The 18,095-nt window shown below is 33.9% G+C and carries 20 protein-coding genes; 5 read left to right on the forward strand and 15 right to left on the reverse strand.

Annotation, left to right across the window (positions count from 1 at the left end):
- Both B0M43_RS07995 and B0M43_RS08000 read left to right on the forward strand, forming a co-directional pair.
- Window positions 1–1,422, forward strand: a complete 1,422-nt coding sequence (locus tag B0M43_RS07995) for a glycoside hydrolase family 30 beta sandwich domain-containing protein (RefSeq protein ID WP_078006238.1) — start codon at window positions 1–3, stop codon at window positions 1,420–1,422.
- Window positions 1,423–1,436: 14 nt separating this feature from the next.
- On the forward strand, window positions 1,437–3,662 hold the full coding sequence (locus tag B0M43_RS08000) for a glycoside hydrolase family 3 N-terminal domain-containing protein (RefSeq protein ID WP_078006237.1): 2,226 nt from the start codon (window positions 1,437–1,439) through the stop codon (window positions 3,660–3,662).
- A gap of 52 nt (window positions 3,663–3,714) precedes the next feature.
- On the opposite strand, the gene B0M43_RS08005 is transcribed toward B0M43_RS08000, so the two are convergent.
- Entirely contained in the window at window positions 3,715–5,736 is a 2,022-nt protein-coding gene (locus B0M43_RS08005) for a DUF3857 domain-containing protein (RefSeq protein ID WP_065448081.1), read from the reverse strand.
- A 362-nt stretch (window positions 5,737–6,098) separates the two neighbouring features.
- A complete protein-coding gene (locus B0M43_RS08010; RefSeq protein ID WP_243397521.1) occupies window positions 6,099–6,413 on the reverse strand; it encodes a hypothetical protein in 315 nt (104 codons plus the stop codon).
- A 292-nt stretch (window positions 6,414–6,705) separates the two neighbouring features.
- Here B0M43_RS08010 and B0M43_RS08015 point away from each other — a divergent pair, with 292 nt between their 5' ends.
- The gene (locus tag B0M43_RS08015) at window positions 6,706–7,461 is read left to right on the forward strand and encodes an NUDIX domain-containing protein (protein WP_078006236.1); all 756 of its coding nucleotides are present in this window, start codon (window positions 6,706–6,708) and stop codon (window positions 7,459–7,461) included.
- Window positions 7,462–7,554: 93 nt separating this feature from the next.
- Here the strand turns inward: B0M43_RS08015 and B0M43_RS08020 are convergent, their stop codons facing one another.
- The 10 genes from B0M43_RS08020 to ahcY form a co-directional block, all read right to left on the reverse strand.
- Window positions 7,555–8,166, reverse strand: coding sequence for an alpha-ketoglutarate-dependent dioxygenase AlkB (locus B0M43_RS08020; RefSeq protein ID WP_078006235.1), 612 nt, complete (start codon window positions 8,164–8,166; stop codon window positions 7,555–7,557).
- On the reverse strand, window positions 8,153–8,398 hold the full coding sequence (locus B0M43_RS08025; RefSeq protein ID WP_065448135.1) for an Ada metal-binding domain-containing protein: 246 nt from the start codon (window positions 8,396–8,398) through the stop codon (window positions 8,153–8,155). The genes B0M43_RS08020 and B0M43_RS08025 overlap by 14 nt, the downstream gene beginning before the upstream one ends.
- A gap of 125 nt (window positions 8,399–8,523) precedes the next feature.
- On the reverse strand, window positions 8,524–9,237 hold the full coding sequence (locus B0M43_RS08030; RefSeq protein WP_078006234.1) for a 2OG-Fe(II) oxygenase: 714 nt from the start codon (window positions 9,235–9,237) through the stop codon (window positions 8,524–8,526).
- 111 nt (window positions 9,238–9,348) lie between these two features.
- On the reverse strand, window positions 9,349–10,200 hold the full coding sequence (locus tag B0M43_RS08035; RefSeq protein WP_078006233.1) for a methylated-DNA--[protein]-cysteine S-methyltransferase: 852 nt from the start codon (window positions 10,198–10,200) through the stop codon (window positions 9,349–9,351).
- A gap of 365 nt (window positions 10,201–10,565) precedes the next feature.
- Window positions 10,566–11,030, reverse strand: a complete 465-nt coding sequence (locus B0M43_RS08040; protein WP_078006231.1) for a GNAT family N-acetyltransferase — start codon at window positions 11,028–11,030, stop codon at window positions 10,566–10,568.
- Window positions 11,031–11,141: 111 nt separating this feature from the next.
- Complete coding sequence (locus tag B0M43_RS08045) at window positions 11,142–11,474, reverse strand: multidrug efflux SMR transporter (RefSeq protein WP_065448073.1); 333 nt, start codon at window positions 11,472–11,474, stop codon at window positions 11,142–11,144.
- Window positions 11,475–11,554: 80 nt separating this feature from the next.
- Complete coding sequence (locus B0M43_RS08050; RefSeq protein ID WP_078006230.1) at window positions 11,555–12,190, reverse strand: hypothetical protein; 636 nt, start codon at window positions 12,188–12,190, stop codon at window positions 11,555–11,557.
- A gap of 6 nt (window positions 12,191–12,196) precedes the next feature.
- Window positions 12,197–12,481, reverse strand: a complete 285-nt coding sequence (locus tag B0M43_RS08055) for a hypothetical protein (RefSeq protein WP_078006229.1) — start codon at window positions 12,479–12,481, stop codon at window positions 12,197–12,199.
- 4 nt (window positions 12,482–12,485) lie between these two features.
- Window positions 12,486–13,061 (reverse strand): hypothetical protein, encoded by a 576-nt coding sequence (locus tag B0M43_RS08060; protein WP_078006228.1) that lies wholly within the window; start codon window positions 13,059–13,061, stop codon window positions 12,486–12,488.
- Window positions 13,062–13,332: 271 nt separating this feature from the next.
- Window positions 13,333–14,649: an adenosylhomocysteinase gene (gene ahcY, locus B0M43_RS08065; protein WP_056245149.1), complete on the reverse strand. Its 1,317-nt coding sequence runs from the start codon at window positions 14,647–14,649 to the stop codon at window positions 13,333–13,335.
- Between the two features lie 321 nt (window positions 14,650–14,970).
- Between ahcY and B0M43_RS08070 the strand changes: the two genes are divergently transcribed.
- Window positions 14,971–15,621, forward strand: coding sequence for a 4'-phosphopantetheinyl transferase superfamily protein (locus tag B0M43_RS08070; protein ID WP_078006227.1), 651 nt, complete (start codon window positions 14,971–14,973; stop codon window positions 15,619–15,621).
- A 274-nt stretch (window positions 15,622–15,895) separates the two neighbouring features.
- Here the strand turns inward: B0M43_RS08070 and B0M43_RS08075 are convergent, their stop codons facing one another.
- The 3 genes from B0M43_RS08075 to B0M43_RS08085 form a co-directional block, all read right to left on the reverse strand.
- Window positions 15,896–16,303 carry a group III truncated hemoglobin gene (locus B0M43_RS08075; RefSeq protein ID WP_078006226.1) on the reverse strand — a complete coding sequence of 136 codons (408 nt, stop codon included), beginning with the start codon at window positions 16,301–16,303 and terminating at the stop codon, window positions 15,896–15,898.
- Entirely contained in the window at window positions 16,300–16,587 is a 288-nt protein-coding gene (locus B0M43_RS08080) for a hypothetical protein (RefSeq protein WP_065448066.1), read from the reverse strand. Before B0M43_RS08080 ends, B0M43_RS08075 begins: the two co-directional genes overlap by 4 nt.
- 80 nt (window positions 16,588–16,667) lie before the next feature.
- Window positions 16,668–17,264 (reverse strand): Crp/Fnr family transcriptional regulator, encoded by a 597-nt coding sequence (locus B0M43_RS08085; protein ID WP_078006225.1) that lies wholly within the window; start codon window positions 17,262–17,264, stop codon window positions 16,668–16,670.
- An 82-nt stretch (window positions 17,265–17,346) separates the two neighbouring features.
- Here B0M43_RS08085 and B0M43_RS08090 point away from each other — a divergent pair, with 82 nt between their 5' ends.
- Complete coding sequence (locus B0M43_RS08090) at window positions 17,347–18,075, forward strand: geranylgeranylglyceryl/heptaprenylglyceryl phosphate synthase (RefSeq protein WP_078006224.1); 729 nt, start codon at window positions 17,347–17,349, stop codon at window positions 18,073–18,075.
- The last annotated feature ends 20 nt before the right edge of the window (window positions 18,076–18,095 follow it).

Here is an 18,095-nt window from a genome sequence, read left to right on the forward strand (position 1 = left end):
ATGAAAAACATCAACAAAAAACTTCAAATTTTACTTTTACTGCCTCTTATTGCAGTTCAGATAAAATGCGGAACTTCAAAAAATGCAGCCACTTCTAATAAAGCAGAATCGTGGATCACTACAACCGATGAGTCTTTAAAACTTCAAAAGCAAAATGATTTGGTTTTTAATACAGAAACGAATTCAAACCAGACTATTGAAGTAAATCCTTCACAAAAATTTCAAACCATCGAAGGTTTTGGATTTTCTTTGACAGGAGGAAGTGCTCAGGCAATCCTAAAACTGGATAAAGCAAAAAAAGAAGCCTTGCTTCAGGAATTGTTTTCCAGAAAAGAAGATGCAATTGGGTTGAGTTATCTTCGTATTAGTATAGGAGCTTCTGATTTGAATGAAAAAGTTTTTTCGTATGATGATTTACCGGAAGGTCAAACAGATTTAAAACTGGAAAAATTTAATCTTGGACCTGATTTAAATGATGTTGTGCCTTTATTAAAAGAAATTTTAGCCATCAATCCACAAATAAAAATTATGGGTTCTCCGTGGTCACCTCCGGTTTGGATGAAAGACAACGGAAGCTCAAAAGGCGGAAGTTTACAACCAAAATACTATCAGGTTTATGCCGAGTATTTTGTAAAATACATTCAGGCCATGAAATCGCACGGAATTGTTATTGATGCGATTACACCTCAAAATGAGCCATTGCATCCAGGAAATAACCCTAGTTTATTAATGCTTGCTGAACAACAGGCAGATTTTATTGGGAATCATTTAGGTCCCGCTTTCGCGAAAGCTAAAATCAAAACCAAAATTGTGATTTACGATCACAATTGTAATAAACCGGAATATCCTTTGACGATTTTAAAAGATGCAAAAGCAAATCCTTTTGTAGCAGGTTCTGCGTTTCACTTATACGAAGGAGATATCAGCGCATTATCTACAGTTCATGATGCATATCCAAGCAAAGATTTGTATTTTACCGAACAATATACAGGATCAAAAAGCAGTTTCGAATCTGATTTGAAATGGAGTGTAAAAAATGTCGTAATTGGTTCTATGCGTAACTGGAGCGTGAATGCACTTTCGTGGGGATTAGCAAATGACGAATATTACAAACCTTTTACCCCAGGCGGATGTTCGACTTGCAAAGGAGCATTAATGATCGATCAGGCTCAGAATATAAAAAGAGAAGTGGGGTATTATATTATTGGTCACGCATCAAAATTTGTTCCTGAAGGATCAGTAAGAATAGCAAGTAATATTAGCGGAAATTTATACAATGTCGCTTTTAAAACTCCGTCAGGACAAACAGTTTTAATTGTAGAAAACGACGGAGCTACAACTGAAACTTTTAATATAAAATACAATCAAAAACAAATTTCAACTACCTTAAACGCAGGTGCTGTGGCTACTTACGTTTGGTAATCAAAATTAAATTCATGAAGAAATTAACCACATTTACCTTGTTGATGGTATCGTTTTTTGCGACGGCACAACAAGAAACAATAGACCAGAAAGTAAATGCTCTATTGAAAAAAATGACCATCGAAGAAAAAATAGGTCAGCTTAATCAGTATACGGGAGATAATTCTGCAACGGGACCAATTACCATAAACCCAAACAAACAGGCCGAAATAAAAGCAGGTATTATAGGCTCGATGCTAAATGTTGTGGGTACAAAATACACCAGACAATATCAGGAACTGGCAATGCAATCACGTCTTAAAATTCCGTTGCTATTTGGTCAGGACGTTATTCACGGTTACAAAACTACTTTCCCGCTTCCGTTGGCCGAGGCTGCAAGTTGGGATTTACAAGCAATTGAATTAGCAGCAAGAGTTGCCGCTATAGAAGCTGCAGCAAGCGGAATTCACTGGACATTTGCACCAATGGTCGATATTGGCCGTGATCCTCGTTGGGGACGTGTCATGGAAGGTGCTGGAGAAGATACTTATCTGGGATCTAAAATTGCTTATGCAAGAGTAAAAGGTTTTCAGGGAAATAAACTGGGAGATTTAAACTCGGTTATGGCTTGCGTAAAACACTTTGCAGCTTACGGAGCAGCCGTTGGCGGAAGAGATTATAACTCAGTAGACATGAGTGAAAGAATGCTTTGGGAAACGTATTTACCTCCTTTTAAAGCAGCTCTTGATGCAGGTGCTGCAACTTTTATGAATTCATTCAATGACTTAAACGGAATTCCTGCTACAGGAAATGTGCATTTGCAACGCGATATCTTAAAAGGAAAATGGAACTTTCAGGGTTTTGTAGTTTCAGACTGGGGTTCGATTGGCGAAATGGTAGCACACGGTTATTCAAAAGATCTTAAAGCAGCAGCACTTTCTGCGATTACAGCCGGAAGTGATATGGATATGGAAAGTAACGCCTACAGATATCACTTAGCCGAATTGGTTAAAGAAGGAAAAGTACCTGTTGAATTAATTGACGATGCGGTAAAACGTATTTTACGCAAGAAATTCGAATTAGGATTATTTGAAGATCCGTATCGATATTCAGATCAAAAAAGAGCCGACAAAGCGTTGAACAATCCTGAACACAGAAAAGCGGCTCTGGATGTAGCACAAAAAAGTATCGTTTTATTAAAAAATGAAAATGAAACTTTACCACTTTCTAAAAACCTGAAAACAATTGCGTTTATCGGTCCAATGGTAAAAGAATACAAAGAAAATATGGGATTCTGGTCTGTAGAATTACCGGAGGTTGACTACAATAAATGGATCGTTTCGCAATGGGATGGTTTACAAAATAAAGTAGGTAAAAATACCAAGTTACTTTACGCAAAAGGTTGTGAAGTAGACGGAGACAACAAAGATGGTTTTGCCGAAGCCGTTGCGACTGCCAAACAAGCCGATGTTGTTATTTTGAGTATAGGAGAAAGACGCGATATGAGCGGTGAAGCAAAAAGCCGAAGCAATCTTCATTTGCCAGGTGTTCAGGAAGATTTAGTAAAAGCAATTCAGGCTACAGGAAAACCGGTTGTAGTTTTGGTAAATGCGGGAAGACCTCTTATTTTTAACTGGACGGCAGATAATGTTCCGGCAATTGTATATACGTGGTGGTTAGGTACAGAAGCAGGAAATGCAATCGCCAATGTTTTATTTGGAGATTACAATCCGTCTGGAAAATTGCCAATGACGTTCCCGAGAGAAATTGGGCAAATTCCTATTTACTACAATCACTACAGTACAGGAAGACCGGCGAAAGACGAAGATTCAAAAAATTATGTTTCAGCTTATATTGATCTTAAAAACTCTCCTAAATTTCCTTTTGGTTACGGGTTGAGTTATACCAAATTCAATTATTCAGGTTTGAAATTATCTTCGGCTAAAATGAAGAATAACGAAACCATTAAAGTTTCTTTTCAATTATCGAATGTTGGAAAAGTGGCCGGAGAAGAAGTAGTACAATTGTATCTAAAAGATAAATTTGGCTCAGTAGTAAGACCCGTTTTAGAATTAAGGGATTTTCAAAAAGTAAAATTAAACGCTGGAGAATCTAAAACAATCGAATTTACAATCGATAAAGAGAAACTTTCTTTCTACAACGATAAATTAGAATTTATTGCAGAACCGGGAGATTTCGAAGTAATGATTGGAGCTTCATCAGCAGATATCAAACTAAAATCTGATTTTGAATTGCTTTAAAATTCATCTAATAATAAAAAAGGGCTTCAAACGAAGCCCTTTTTTGTTCTCATTACTTTACCAGTTTCTTGAAATTAAATTTCATCAAATTCATAAAGCCTTGTTCTATAATATCAATTCCAAGTCCAAAATTACTGTCTGCAACTTCGTGATGCGCATTTCTGAATTCTTCAAAATCTGCTGGCGGAATTTCTAAATTAACCAATGGTGTAAAATCAATATTTATCGTAGCACCATTTTTTGTTACTTTTTTACGGCTGGTATAATCAAAATAAGGATTTTTTATCGTGCTTTCCTGTACCGTAAATTTCTCTTCTACATCTATTCTTTGATCCGTGTAAAGATTGATTTCATATTTCTCGTTATCAAAATTATGCCAGAAAGCAATATCAGTATGCAAAAAATCACGAGCATTATTTTTAATCACATTTCGGTCAAAATACATTAAAAAGCGATTTTTTTGTGCATCTGTAAAATACGGATCTTCAACATTTGCCTTGTACTGAATAGTATATTCATTCAGCTTTTTATCATCACTCAATGTTTCAATTGTAGCGTCTTTAAATATATTTCGAACATCAGTTCCGTTTCGGTCATTGTTATAATTCAGCGTATAAAAAAAGAAATTATTCCAGCTGTCAATGATTTCTCTTTTGTTGGTGTTTTTAAAATACTTACGCATATAATTGGCACGGTTTCCTTTGTAAGTTGTGGTTAACGAAAGCTGTCCGGTATTATTTTGAACATTAAATTCGGCTTTTTCATTAATACCATAATAAGGAAATTTATGCGATTTTTTTATTTGTAAATCCTGATTTGGTTTTACCTCAAGATAATGCATGAAGTAAATAAATCCACGATTTTCAATCAATCCAAATTCATCACGACTCGTCGCATCAATAAAATACGTTTCATCTTTATAGTCGATTTTTACAATGACATGATTAAAAGTCAATAAAGAAGGTAAATAATATTTAAGGTAATGATCTGTATTAAAATTAACCAAAACCACAGACGAATCGACCTTGATGTAATCTAAAATTACTTTTAGTAAAACACATTTTGCCTTACAATCTCCTTGTTTGTTTTGATACGTAACAGAAGGCTCCTGCGGTTTGTGACCGTTCATTTCATCTGCGTTAAAAACATAATACACGTGATTTTGCACATAATCTATCGCAAACTGTAACTGTTCATCTTTGTTGCTAATAGCATCCAGTTTTTCGATAAGATTAGGAGCAAATTCCTGTAGAGATGATTTAGCATAAACCTCTTCGTATAAAGGAGAAATATAATTAGACAAGTCGATCCAGTTGCTATCAGTTGCAAAGTCTATAAAAGGAGCAATTTCACGATTAGTATCTACAAAATTGATGTAGTTTTCTTTTTCGATAGTAAAGCGTTCGCCTTTTTCTAAGTAATGGATTTCCGGAGCCAATACATTTCCGTCTTCATCTCTAAAGAATGTTTTTTTGTAAGCAATTCTATTCTTGCGATTATTGATAAAAGAAAAATTATAACTTCCGTAAGCCCAATAAGTACTTGGACTAACCCAAACAAACTTAGAAAATTCTTTACGTAAAAAGTCGCGTTCAGTAAAGACCTTTACTCTTGAATCTTCCATGATCAAAACATCATAAAGGCGTAAATCTTTTATGGTAATATTAATTTTTTTATTGCTGCTTAAAACACCGCCATCACTTTGGTTTTCGCTGTCAAGTACCTTAATTTTAGTATCAGGAATTTTATCAACCAAAACACCTTCTCTTAAAACGGTAATTCTATGTATAATGTAAGTTTCGTTTTCTTCGACCACGACATCCATTACCGAAGCATTTTCAAGATTAGCAGGTTCGTTAAGTGTATAAGCTACACAGGCGTATTCGCTATTTTCCTCATCACTGGTATAATAAATTTTATCTAAAAAATAACAATAATCACGTCCCTCATCTATTTGTTTACTTGCAAAATCTGATTCTTTAATGTATTCAATAAGTTGACTGTCATTAATATTACTAGCCCATTCTGCAGGCTTTTCAATTTTGTAATTTTCTGATTGAATAAGATTTTCCATCGATGTTTTTTTAATATTTCTAATAATTAATATAAGTATAATCTTATTTTTTTAGGATTCGCAAAAATAAGTGATTTGAAATACTTAATTATTGTTAAAATTAATTAATTTAATTTTTCTTAATAAAATTGCGTCATTTTATTGACATTAACAATTGAAATTGAAAAAAAAAATATTTTTTTTATCCCTGCTAAATTTTAATTTGAAATAAAAAAAGAGTTAGTGATTTGTCTAATGTTTTAATTCAGAGAACTTTGCGTAAAAGAAAAAACCTCGCTTTTTTAGCAAGGTTCATAAAATATAATTGATCATTTTTAAACAGATCGTGTGCTAAAAGAGTTCTACTGATTGAGATTGAGCAATTATTTCAAAACAGTATTTATAAAATCCATAGCACCAATTCCTTTATAAGAGGCAAAGAGTGCTTTGTCAAAAGCTTCGCGTTTTGCTTTTTTATTTTTTGCATCAGTTTCAACAATCATTTGATTGAAGATTTTTTCCTGCTCTTCACTGTACTTTATAGAAGCTTCTAAAAGATCATTTTTTGATACTAATCCAAAAGAAGAATAGATCTTCTTCATCAATTTTTTATTGAGTTTTTCTAAATCAGGAATGCTCATATTCAAATCATTAATGGGTCTATTATTAAATAGATTATTATTGTCGTTTTGCTTCAAAAAGTACAATATTGAAAACTGGTAATCAGTAAATTATAATTTTTTTAAAGTATTTATTAATTCAAAAAACAACAAAACACTTCTTTAATGTGTTATTATGACGCAATGTACTTATTTTTTTAATTTGTTGTTTGTTTTTAATTAAAAAATTGTGATTTTAACACTTCTTATTAAGACCTGCTTTTTTATAGATTTATTAAAGTTGAATTGGATAAAAATGTTTTGGTTTTATAAAAATGATTTAAATTGCAGAGCAAATCCAAAAACGAAAGTTGTAATTAATAAAATTTAAATGTTAAAAGACATTATAGAAAATAATCAAAATTATCAACCCGGACTTTCGATAGATTGTGTGATTTTTGGTTTTCATGACAATCAGCTCAAGGTTTTATTGATTAAGATTCCGCACAGTAATAAATGGTCATTACCTGGCGGTTTTATTCCAATTGATCAGGATATTGATACTGCTGCTGTCACTGTTTTAAATGAAAGAACAGGAGTAGAAGGCATCTTTTTGAGACAATTTGCCACTTTTGGAAAAATAAAACGCAACGATCAGCATTTTAGCAAAGAAGTTTTAGAATATTTAAAAATTGAAGAAGCAAAAGGAAAATGGCTTACACAACGTTTTGTTACCATTGGCTATTATGCGCTGGTCGACTTTTTAAAAACGATTCCAAAATCTGTCAATAAAGAAGAAATTATAGAATGGATTGATCATAAAGAAGTTCCGGAGCTTATTTTAGATCATGCAGCAATTCTGGATAAAGCATTAAATACACTTAGAATTGAATTGAACCTAATGCCGATAGGATATAATTTATTGCCCGAAAAATTTACTATGCCGGAACTGCAAAAATTGTATGAAACCATTTTGGATAAAAAACTGGACAGAAGGAACTTTCTGCGTAAAATTAACAACATTGGCATCCTGAATAAACTAGACGAAAAGAAAAGTAACGTAGCGCATAAAGCCCCCAATCTTTACACTTTTGATAAAGACAAGTACGAAGAAGTCCTTAAAAACGGATTGAATCAGGGTTGGTAGTACAAATTAGAGTTTTTTTTACGATTAAGATACTAAGATTCATTAGGTCTTAAAGCTTAATTTTCCTTAATCCCTGAATGGTTCAATAAATTTTTATTGTGAAACAATAGTTCTAAAAGTCAAATTTACTCTCGGTTTTGATATTGTTTTAGTGGGCGGCAATCGATGCAGCCAATGCGTTTGGGTTTCGTCTTTCATGACTAATAAACTGCCATGTTCCAGGATTAACGAAACCGTTTCTTTGGTTTCTTTATGTTTGAAAGCAAATTTTCTTTCAGCACCAAAACTTACAGAACCAATCGCACCATTCTTTTTTAAATCCTTTTCGGCATCGCTGTGCCAGGCCATTCCTTCATCGCCGGAATGATATAAATTAAGCAAACAGGAATTGAAAGTTTCACCAGTTTTTTGTTCAATAACAGCTTTTAATTCCAGTAATTCCTTTGTCCACGGAAGTGCTTTTTTCGTAGTATTAGAATACGTATATTCAAAACCCGAATCGCCGTACCAGGCTACTTTTCGTTTGGTCAAAATTAATTTCCCAAAGATAATCGCTTCATCATTTTTCCATTCTATAGTATTCAAAAGAATATCCAGGTAGCGATTAGAATCTTCTCTCGGAAATAATTTTCCGTAATAATTTACAGTTCCACCTTTAGGAAGCAGATTAGTCGTTTCGTCAGATTCGGGATTAAATAAGTCCATTTTTCCAGTTTTGATATTCGGTTTTCATGCAATGTCCACAAGGTCTGAAACCATTTTCTCTGGCTTCATTTTCAGATAAAAAGAAAACCCGGTTTTCACGTTTCATTCTTTTTCCCGAAGAACATTTTAAAGTGCCGTAGATTTTTAGTTTTTGGTTTCCACCAAAGCAAATTTCTGCATTTTTAATTTTATTTCGGATATCCCGATCGGAAATTTTATTGTGTTGAAGCATAAGTTTTATGTATTTGTTTTCCGCCACGAATTCACGAATGTTTAATAAATTTGAAAAATCTGTACGTTTATAAATTAGTTTAATTCGTGAATTCGTGGCGAAAAAAAATAATTTATGGCAGAAATTCACGAGAGTGCATCATGAAAAATGATTCCCAATGTATGTCGTTCACCCGAATGAATTTCGCTAACGCCATGTTTCATATTCACACGATAATATCCTTTTGTGCCTTTTACAGGTCTGAAATTCGTTGTAAAAACCAATATGTCTCCTTTTTTAGGTTTCAGGACAATGGCTTTCGATTGTGCTCTTGGAGTTTGCTGTGTCAATACAAATTCTCCTCCAGTAAAATCTTCATCAGGTTCGTTAAGGAAAAGTACTATTTGAATAGGAAAATAAACATCGCCATATAAATCCTGATGCAGAGTGTTAAAACCGCTTTTACCATATTTTAAAATTAAAACAGTTGCTTTAAGTTGATTATTGGCGTGACATTGTTGCAATAATTCTTCATGCGTTTCAGGAAAGACAGTACTGATATTTAAAACTTTCATCCAGGCATTTGCAATGGGTGCGAGTTTAGGATAAATGTTCGCTCGAATCGTTTGGATCAAATTTGGCAATGGATAATTGAAATATTTGTATTCGCCAAGACCAAAGCGATAACGTTCCATTACAACTGTTTTTCGGTATAAATTTGGATTGTCATAATCGAATTTTAAATCTTCACATTGTTCATTGGTAAGTACATTTGGAATAATGGCAAATCCATTTTCGTGCATAGATTCGGTGATGCTTTCCCAATTAAGAGAAGCAATTTTAGATGGTATATTTTGCATAAATTTTAGATTGAAATTTATATGAGGAATTATTTACACAAAGCATATCTGTAGAGATGCACTGCAGTGCATCTACGCAAAGTTTGTCGACATATATTGTAAATAGAAATCTTAGATTATTAGATTTGACTGCGCGCCTTCCCAACCAATAATAGCCGTTTTACGGGTGTTTCCCCACATATAACCGCCAAAGGTTCCTGAGGATTGAATCACACGGTGACACGGAATTAAAAAAGCAACAGGATTGCTGCCAATTGCAGTTCCAACAGCGCGGGAAGCATTTGGTTTTTCTATTTGTTGCGCAATAGAACCATAAGTAGAAAGCTGTCCCATCGGGATTTTAAGTAAAGTTTCCCAAACTTTCAATTGAAAATCAGTTCCTTTTAAATGCAGTTTAATTTCAGATAATTTACTCCAATCATTCTGAAAAATGAACAAAGCATTCTGTTGCGATAAATCGAGTTTTCGGGAAAATCCTGCATTCGGGAATTTGTTTTTTAGATCCTGAAATCCGGCTTCTTCATCTTCGGCGAAAGCCATAAAACAAACTCCTTTTTTTGTAGAAGCTACAATAATATTCCCAAACGGACTTTCTGCAAAACTGAAATTAATTTCGAGGCTTTTGCCACCATTTTTGTATTCGGCGGGAGTCATTCCTTCTATATTTACAAACAAATCATGAAGGCGGCTTGTTCCGGATAATCCGGTATCAAAAGCAGCATCAGATAAAGTGGCTTTATTATTTTCTTTGAGGATTTTTTTGGCGTGTTCGACACTAATATATTGCAAAAACTTCTTCGGACTTGTTCCTGCCCAATCGGTAAACAAACGCTGAAAGTGAAACGGACTTAAGTGCACTTTTTCGGCAACCTCATCTAAGTTGGGCTGATCCTTAAAGTTTGTTTTGATATAATCGATCGCATCGGCTATTCGCTTATAATTGATGTTTTCCTGTGTGTTCATTTTCGTTCGATTTTATAAAGCAAAGATCGATTGGTTTTTGCGGATATAAAATCCGAAACTTGCTGTCTTTTTTTTTAACCGCAAAGGTCGAAGGTTTACGCAAAGGCGATGTTTTTTTTGCTCGCAAAGTCGCGAAGCCGCAAAGTTTTTTCGCAGTATTGTCATCTTTGTTTTTTTTAACCGCAAAGGTCGCAAAGGTTTACGCAAAGAACGCTATGTTTTTTTTGCTTGCAAAGTCGCGAAGCCGCAAAGTTTTTTCGCACTATTGTCATCCTGAGCGAAGTCGAAGGACCGCAAAGTCGCTCGACAAAGATTGACTTAAACTTTTAAATTAAAACTTCGCGACTTCGCAAGAGGTTATAAAGCTACTTCAAACTTTTCTCCATTTTGTAATTGATCAATTCAACACCTAAACGGATATTTTTTTGTTTGGTTTTTACAACAAAGCCCTTTTTCTCAAAGAATGGTTTTGCCGTTATGCTCACATCGGCTGTTATGATTTCTGAGTTTTCCTTTTTAGCTTCATTTTCTAATTGATTGAATATTTTATCGGCAATCCCTTGTCGTTGAAAATCTTTGTGAACGCAAAAGAAATCAATATAATTTCCGTCTTTTAGGGTTCCGTAGCCTACAATTTTATTCTCGGCAATAGCCAATAAAACAAATTGCACATGAATAACTTTTGCCCATCGTTCTACATTGTTAAGTCCGGAAATCCAGGCGTCGATCTCTAAAGGACTGTAATCGTTTTTACAACTCCATTTAATAGTGTCGATATACATTTCCTGCATTTCTGTCAAATCTGAAATTGTGGCTTTTCTGAAATCCATTATTTTATATTTGAAGTGAAGAATCTAATAATCAATCAAAAACAAACTTGTGTAATATGATAGTGTTATTTGATACAATCAAATATAAGTCATCATAAAGATAATAGTTGCTTAATGCGCCGTAGTTTTAGAAAAAACATTAATAACCACAACACCAATCATAATCAACGCCAATCCTATTATTGCAGGCAAATCAGGAATTTGTTTGAAGAAAACGGCTCCAATAATAGTAATCAAAACAATTCCAACTCCAGACCAAATGGCATAAGCAATCCCAACCGGAATGGTTCTAATAGCAAAACTCAAAAAGTAGAAAGCAGCAAAATAACCTACAATGGTAATAATACTTGGAATAATTTGTGTAAACTGCTCCGACTTTTTTAAGGCAGAAGTGGCAATGATTTCGAATATAATAGCGATGCCTAAAAAGAAGAAGTTTTTCATGATTAACGGTTTTTACAAAGTTAATCTTATTGAAATGAAATTAATTTATTTAATGACAGAATCAACATTTTTTAGTGAGATTATTTAAAGTCGTATTCGTAATTTATCTCTTTTAAATCGTCTTCTAATAATTTCCAATCTTCAATTTCGTCAACAATAGATAAAACCATTTCTTTGGTTAATACCTTACCTTGATAAATTTCGGTAACTGTTTTTAATGGTATTCCGGTTTCTTTATAAGAATCTTCAAAATATTCACTTGCCCAGTCAATGTAAGTTTGTGGATTTCCGTCAAAAATAGCCAGCAATTCAGCTGAGTTATCATTGTAATCTTCAATCAATCCCACCTGCCAATTTCCGGTTTCATTTGTCCATAGGCAAAATGTAGTTCCAAGAGAGGCCACTGGTTCTCCAAATATAAATTCAGTATAAATTTCAGGTAAATTTTTAGTCAGGTCACTTTTTTTATTATGCTGAAATTCGTGCGCAAAACCATTTATTATACAATGATTTTCAAGAAAAAGAATGTTCATTAAATCACCGGATCCATTTCTCATTTCGAAAAATTCTTCACCTTCTCCCCATTGATAGTTGTAGGAGTAATAACGATATTCCCATTCCTGACAAATAATAGCATCTAAAACCGAAATCGCTTTGCAGATATTTTGTAATGAATTTTTATTGGGTAATAATTTAAAATCTTTTGTAGTAATCATTGTTATTTATATTTGATCATCTCCCAACTGAATTGCTTTTGCCTCATCAAAACAGTCAGCACATAATATTTTAAAATCGGCTTTAGCTTCAAAAGCATCATTCCATTCTTCGCCGTTATCCAGCAGCCATTGTTCACATGCTCCGCACCATGCAATTTGAGGAAGATCTTCTTCGGCTTCAGAATAAAAGAAACCTACTTTTTCTTTTTGGTCTATTGCCATCGCAATATGAATGCAGGAAAAAGACATGTCTTTTGTGCCATGCATTTCGCATACAACTTTTTCGATCATAGTGCTATTTTTTCTTGTCTTGCTTTTCTTTTTGTTTCTTCGCCTTTTCCTCTTCCTTTAATCTTTTTTCTTCTTCTTTGGCCTTTTTTTCTTCTTCGTGTTGTTTTTCTAATTCTGCTTTTTTGATTTTATCAGCTTGTATTTGGTTTTGTAAATCCTGAATTTTATTCGAACTCTTTTCGATATCGGTTTTCGATTCACTTATTTTTTCTTCAGACTTAGCGATTTGTTTTTTAGACTTTTCGATATCTTTTAAAATCTCGGAACTATTATTTTTTTGGGAGTTGATTTCGAGAGTTTTTAATTCATCGTTTTTTGTCTTTAAATCAGTTTCTCTTTGTAATTCTTTTTCCTGAAGTTTTTTAAGTTTTTTTTCTTCCTTGGCTAGTTTTGTTTCTTTTGTTTCGATGTTGTTCATCATGCTTGCCATAGCACGTTGTTGCTGTTGTTGCTGCAGAAACATTTGGTTTTGCTGTCTCACCATTGCGTTCGAAGCCTGCATTTGTCTTTGCAGACTAGATTGTGCATTGGTAAAAAAAGGCAATAATAATAGTAAGGTTAAAATTAGGCGAGTTCTCATAATTAGGTTTTAGATATTGGGGATTTGAAGTTCAAATGTAAAGTTTAAATTTAGAAACCGTGTAAAATATCTGATTAAATTAATGTTCTTGTTTTACGTGGCACGCCCTAATTTTGGATTTTAGATTTTAGATTTTTGGAGTTTGAAATTTTGATTTTGATTTTTGAAATTAAAATAGAAAACCCGATAAGTTTTTAAAACTTATCGGGTTTGAAATATGTATTGAAGAAATCTAATCCCGATAGCTATCGGGACAGAAATCTAAAATTATTTAGTATCTGTAGTACTCTGGTTTAAATGGACCTTCAACCGGAACACCAATATAAGCAGCCTGATCGTCACGTAAAGTTTCCAATTCAACTCCTAATTTAGCTAAGTGCAAAGCAGCAACTTTTTCATCTAAATGTTTTGGTAACATGTAAACGTCATTGTTGTAAGCAGCACTGTTTTTCCATAATTCGATTTGTGCCAAAGTTTGGTTAGTAAATGAGTTACTCATTACAAAACTTGGGTGACCTGTAGCACAACCAAGGTTTACTAAACGACCTTCAGCAAGAATGATGATATCTTTTCCAGCGATAGTATATTTGTCAACCTGAGGTTTGATTTCGATTTTAGATGCACCGTGGTTTTTGTTCAACCAAGCCATATCAATTTCGTTATCAAAGTGTCCGATGTTACAAACAACAGTTTTGTCTTTCATTTGCTCGAAGTGCTCTCCAAGAACGATATCTTTATTTCCTGTAGTTGTAATGATGATATCAGCATTAGCAATTACAGTGTTTAATTTTTTAACTTCATAACCGTCCATTGCAGCTTGTAAAGCACAAATTGGATCGATTTCAGTAACTGTTACAATAGATCCTGCACCTCTGAAAGAAGCAGCAGTTCCTTTTCCAACATCACCGTATCCACAAACGATAACTCTTTTTCCAGCTAACATTAAGTCAGTTGCACGACGTACAGCATCTACTGCAGATTCTTTACAACCGTATTTGTTATCAAATTTAGATTTAGTAACAGAATCGTTAATGTTGATTGCAGGCATTGGTAAAGTTCCGGCTTTTACTCTTTCGTAAAGTCTGTGAACTCCAGTTGTAGTTTCTTCAGACAATCCTTTGATTCCAGGAACCAATTCTGGGAAACGGTCAATAACCATGTTAGTTAAATCTCCACCGTCATCCAAGATCATGTTCAATGGTTTTCTGTCTTCACCAAAGAATAAAGTTTGCTCAATACACCAGTCAAATGATTGCTCATCAAGACCTTTCCATGCATAAACCTGAATTCCTGCAGCAGCAATAGCAGCAGCAGCCTGATCCTGAGTAGAGAAAATGTTACAAGAAGACCAAGTAACCTCTGCACCAAGAGCAATTAAAGTTTCGATTAAAACTGCAGTCTGAATAGTCATGTGCAAACATCCAGCGATACGAGCACCTGCAAGAGGTTGTTCGTCTTTATATTCAGCGCGAAGTGCCATTAACCCTGGCATTTCAGCTTCAGCCAATTCAATTTCTTTTCTTCCCCAAGCCGCTAGAGAGATGTCTTTTACTTTGAAAGCCACAAAAGGCGTAGTTGTAGTACTCATTTATAGTATATTTGTATATTGTAAAATTTTTGCAAATTTACGGAATAGGTTTTTAATTCTACCTACTTTCTATAAGATTTGTGAAATGTTTAATTTCTTAATCTTTTGAACTTTAGCTAAATAATTTACTTTTTACAAGAAGGTATTGAAATTGAGGAGCTATTTCCTGCTGTCCACTATATCTTTTCCTGGCTAAAGAAGCCAGAAAAAGGATGCCACTCCCATCAGGGCTAGAAAGACGGGACGTTAAATAAGAAATTCAGTTTTCAAATCCGGAAAATAATTCATAACTTAAAACTAATAATTCATAATTAAAAAAGAATGCCTTTATTTGAAACCATACAATTCAACGAAACTACCAAAATTTTAATTTGGCACATAACAGAATCTTTTGAGGAGTTATTGAGCAAAGTAGTTTTAAAAGAAAAAACGCAGCAAAGACTCAACGGAATGAAGTCGCAAATGCACCAGCGTGCTTTTTTGAGCGTTCGTATGCTAATACAGGAAATGGGTTTTACAGATCATGAAATGCATTATGACGAATTTGGAAAGCCTTACTTTAATTGTCACAATCATATCTCAATTACACATTCGCACGATTTTGCAGCTATTATCATCAGCGACGAAACCGTAGGAATCGACATGGAACTGCAACGCGAAAAAATCCTTCGCATTGCCGATAAATTTGTAGATACCGAAACCAGTTACTTAAACACTCAAAATAAGGAAGATTATATTAAGGAACTTACCGTAATATGGGGCGCAAAAGAAGCCATCTTTAAAATAAGAAACGAAAAAGGAATCAGTTTTAAAGATCATATCAGGGTAAATGCTTTTTCATTAGATGAAAATCTAACAGAAGCCAGTCTGCATTTTAATGATCTTGTAGTAGATTTTGATGTGCATTATAAAGAGATCAAGTCAAGTACGTCTGGACAGGATTTTACTTTGGTGTACGCTTTTGAGAAATAATTTTGGAGTGAAATTTCTATATAAAAATTCCAAATTCCAATAAGAAAAATTCCAAAACTCACGACAATTTTGTCATTTCGATTTCTATAATAAAATCAAAATTTAGAAAGAGTTTCGTAGGAACGAAATATATTGTAGGGATGGATTTTAATCCATCTTTCGAAATGTAGCCATAATCATATCCTTGCGAGGAACGAAGCAATCACACGAACAATTTGATTTAGCAAATGTGATTGCTTCGTTCCTCGCAAGGACAAACAATACGTTTTATGCATTACTGTATAGAAACTTCACTCATCTTCTTACGATGTTCAAACATACTCATAAACAAAAAAGTTCCCATTTTTCGGGCGCGTCTTTTTAGTGTTTCTACATTTTCGCCTTCAAAATGTTCTTCTAAAGTCTGAAACCAATAGTTCAGCCAGATTCCGAATTCGTTTGAAGTGATTTTGCTTTCAAAATGAGCATCAACTTCATTGTGTACCGCATGCGGATTGCCTTTGTATTTTTTTACGGCAAACAAATTCGTTTCCCAAAAATCAGTTAGCTTTTCAAGGTGAGCATCCCAATCTTTAATCATCGTATTAAAATAAAAGCCAATTTCTTCATCGGCTCTTATTTTAGCATAAAACTGATGTACCAGAAATTCGACATCAGCTCTATTTTCTATCTGTTTTCTCATAGAATAAAATTGTTCAGTATGATAAGCAGAACACTTAAAATAGCACTTGTAATAATAAAGTTAAAAACTACTTTATGTTTCATTTGTGCAAGTATAGAAGTATTGGCTAATATACAAGCCAAAACAATAATAGCCAATTGTATCATTTGACCAATAGAGGTACCGTGAGAAAGAATATACATCGCTGCAGCTGCACCTAAACAGCTTTGACCAATTACAGCCATTGCTGCAGAACCCATATAATTTTTATTGAAATTTTCGAATGTTGTTTGATAAAGTGTCATAATGTTTGTTTTTAGAGTAACAAAGGTACAAGCACTTTAGAGCTGTGTTTTATGATTAAAATCATAAAACGAGAACTTTTTTATCGGTATACTTTTCTGTTGATAATCTTTAGTACGCCCTTTTTTTCAAGAGCTTTTATGGTTCTAATCACGGTTTCGACACGCAATCCGGTTAAATCGCCTATTTGCTGTCGGGTAAAATTAATGAGGTAACCGTTTTCCTCTTTTTTGAAATTGAAATAAGCGATTCCGTGATCCATTAATTTCAAAATGCGATGCTCCGGTTCCTGCGTAGACATCTCTGCCGCCATAACCGATTTATAATACAAGCGCTGTGCTAAATTCTCGATAATTTTAATACTTACATTGGCATTTTCTTCCAGCAATTGCATAAAGCTGCTTTTTGTTAGCAAAAGAATTTCTGCATCTTCAACAGCAATCGCATTGGCAGGATAATTTTGGTTTAAAAATAAAGGTGGTTCACCAAAAGACTGATTTTTATAAAAAATGCCCTGAATAAATTCCCGGCCGTCATCATTATAATTGCTCATTTTAACCTCGCCGGAAATGATCTGATAATAATGCGTTGGCAAATTACCATCTTCAAAAATAATTTCATTTTTATCGAAAGATTTTTTCAGAGCGCCATATTTTTCCAATAGAGCAATTGCTATCATAATTTTGTTTTAACTATAACACAAATATAATTCATTCAAAATAGTTCTTCTGCATTAAAAAACTTTTACTTTTACGCCCGTTATGAGACAAAAAATACCCAATATACGCCAACAAATTCTGGAAGCTAAAAGTAACGGACAAAAATTACTCGCTATACTTTTAGATCCTGATAAAATTGTTTGGGAAAATTTAGATCATTTGCTGCTTAAAATCAATCAATCGCCTGCAACTCATGTTTTTGTGGGAGGAAGCATTGTAGAATCTACAATTTTAGAAGATTTAATTGCAGCATTAAAACAAAAAACAAAGCTGCCCGTTGTTATATTTCCGGGTAATCCGTCGCAGATTTCACCTCAGGCCGATGCTATTTTGTTCCTGTCGTTATTGTCCGGCCGAAATCCGGATTACTTAATAGAATATCAGGTTCAGGCGGCACCAATTCTTAAAAAGACAAATCTTGAAGTAATTTCGACAGGATATATTTTGATCGAAAGCGGCAATGAAACTGCTGTAGCAAGAGTGAGTAAAACAAAACCATTAAACAGAGAAAATTTTAATTTGGTTTTGGCTACTGCACAGGCCGGAGAAATGCTGGGGAATCAATTGATTTATCTGGAGGCGGGAAGCGGAGCAAAGCAGCCCGTTCCGCTGGAAATGATACAGTTAATTGCTCAAAACATTAATATTCCTATTATTGTTGGAGGAGGAATTGTAGATTTGCACGGAATTCAAAATGCCTATAATGCCGGTGCAGACCTGGTAGTTATTGGAACTGCTTTTGAAAACGACAGTCATTTTTTTGAATCATAAGTTAAGAACAACCAAAACAG

It is taken from the genome of Flavobacterium sp. KBS0721, assembly GCF_002007065.3.
Lineage (GTDB): Bacteria > Bacteroidota > Bacteroidia > Flavobacteriales > Flavobacteriaceae > Flavobacterium > Flavobacterium piscis.

Coding starts and splice junctions, on each gene's coding strand:
- B0M43_RS07995 (WP_078006238.1), top strand. CDS start 1: ATGAAAAACATCAACAAAAAACTTCAAATTTTACTTTTACTGCCTCTT.
- B0M43_RS08000 (WP_078006237.1), top strand. CDS start 1,437: ATGAAGAAATTAACCACATTTACCTTGTTGATGGTATCGTTTTTTGCG.
- B0M43_RS08005 (WP_065448081.1), bottom strand. CDS start 5,736: ATGGAAAATCTTATTCAATCAGAAAATTACAAAATTGAAAAGCCTGCA.
- B0M43_RS08015 (WP_078006236.1), top strand. CDS start 6,706: ATGTTAAAAGACATTATAGAAAATAATCAAAATTATCAACCCGGACTT.
- B0M43_RS08020 (WP_078006235.1), bottom strand. CDS start 8,166: ATGGACTTATTTAATCCCGAATCTGACGAAACGACTAATCTGCTTCCT.
- B0M43_RS08025 (WP_065448135.1), bottom strand. CDS start 8,398: ATGCTTCAACACAATAAAATTTCCGATCGGGATATCCGAAATAAAATT.
- B0M43_RS08030 (WP_078006234.1), bottom strand. CDS start 9,237: ATGCAAAATATACCATCTAAAATTGCTTCTCTTAATTGGGAAAGCATC.
- B0M43_RS08035 (WP_078006233.1), bottom strand. CDS start 10,200: ATGAACACACAGGAAAACATCAATTATAAGCGAATAGCCGATGCGATC.
- B0M43_RS08040 (WP_078006231.1), bottom strand. CDS start 11,030: ATGGATTTCAGAAAAGCCACAATTTCAGATTTGACAGAAATGCAGGAA.
- B0M43_RS08045 (WP_065448073.1), bottom strand. CDS start 11,474: ATGAAAAACTTCTTCTTTTTAGGCATCGCTATTATATTCGAAATCATT.
- B0M43_RS08050 (WP_078006230.1), bottom strand. CDS start 12,190: ATGATTACTACAAAAGATTTTAAATTATTACCCAATAAAAATTCATTA.
- B0M43_RS08055 (WP_078006229.1), bottom strand. CDS start 12,481: ATGATCGAAAAAGTTGTATGCGAAATGCATGGCACAAAAGACATGTCT.
- B0M43_RS08060 (WP_078006228.1), bottom strand. CDS start 13,061: ATGAGAACTCGCCTAATTTTAACCTTACTATTATTATTGCCTTTTTTT.
- ahcY (WP_056245149.1), bottom strand. CDS start 14,649: ATGAGTACTACAACTACGCCTTTTGTGGCTTTCAAAGTAAAAGACATC.
- B0M43_RS08070 (WP_078006227.1), top strand. CDS start 14,971: ATGCCTTTATTTGAAACCATACAATTCAACGAAACTACCAAAATTTTA.
- B0M43_RS08075 (WP_078006226.1), bottom strand. CDS start 16,303: ATGAGAAAACAGATAGAAAATAGAGCTGATGTCGAATTTCTGGTACAT.
- B0M43_RS08080 (WP_065448066.1), bottom strand. CDS start 16,587: ATGACACTTTATCAAACAACATTCGAAAATTTCAATAAAAATTATATG.
- B0M43_RS08085 (WP_078006225.1), bottom strand. CDS start 17,264: ATGATAGCAATTGCTCTATTGGAAAAATATGGCGCTCTGAAAAAATCT.
- B0M43_RS08090 (WP_078006224.1), top strand. CDS start 17,347: ATGAGACAAAAAATACCCAATATACGCCAACAAATTCTGGAAGCTAAA.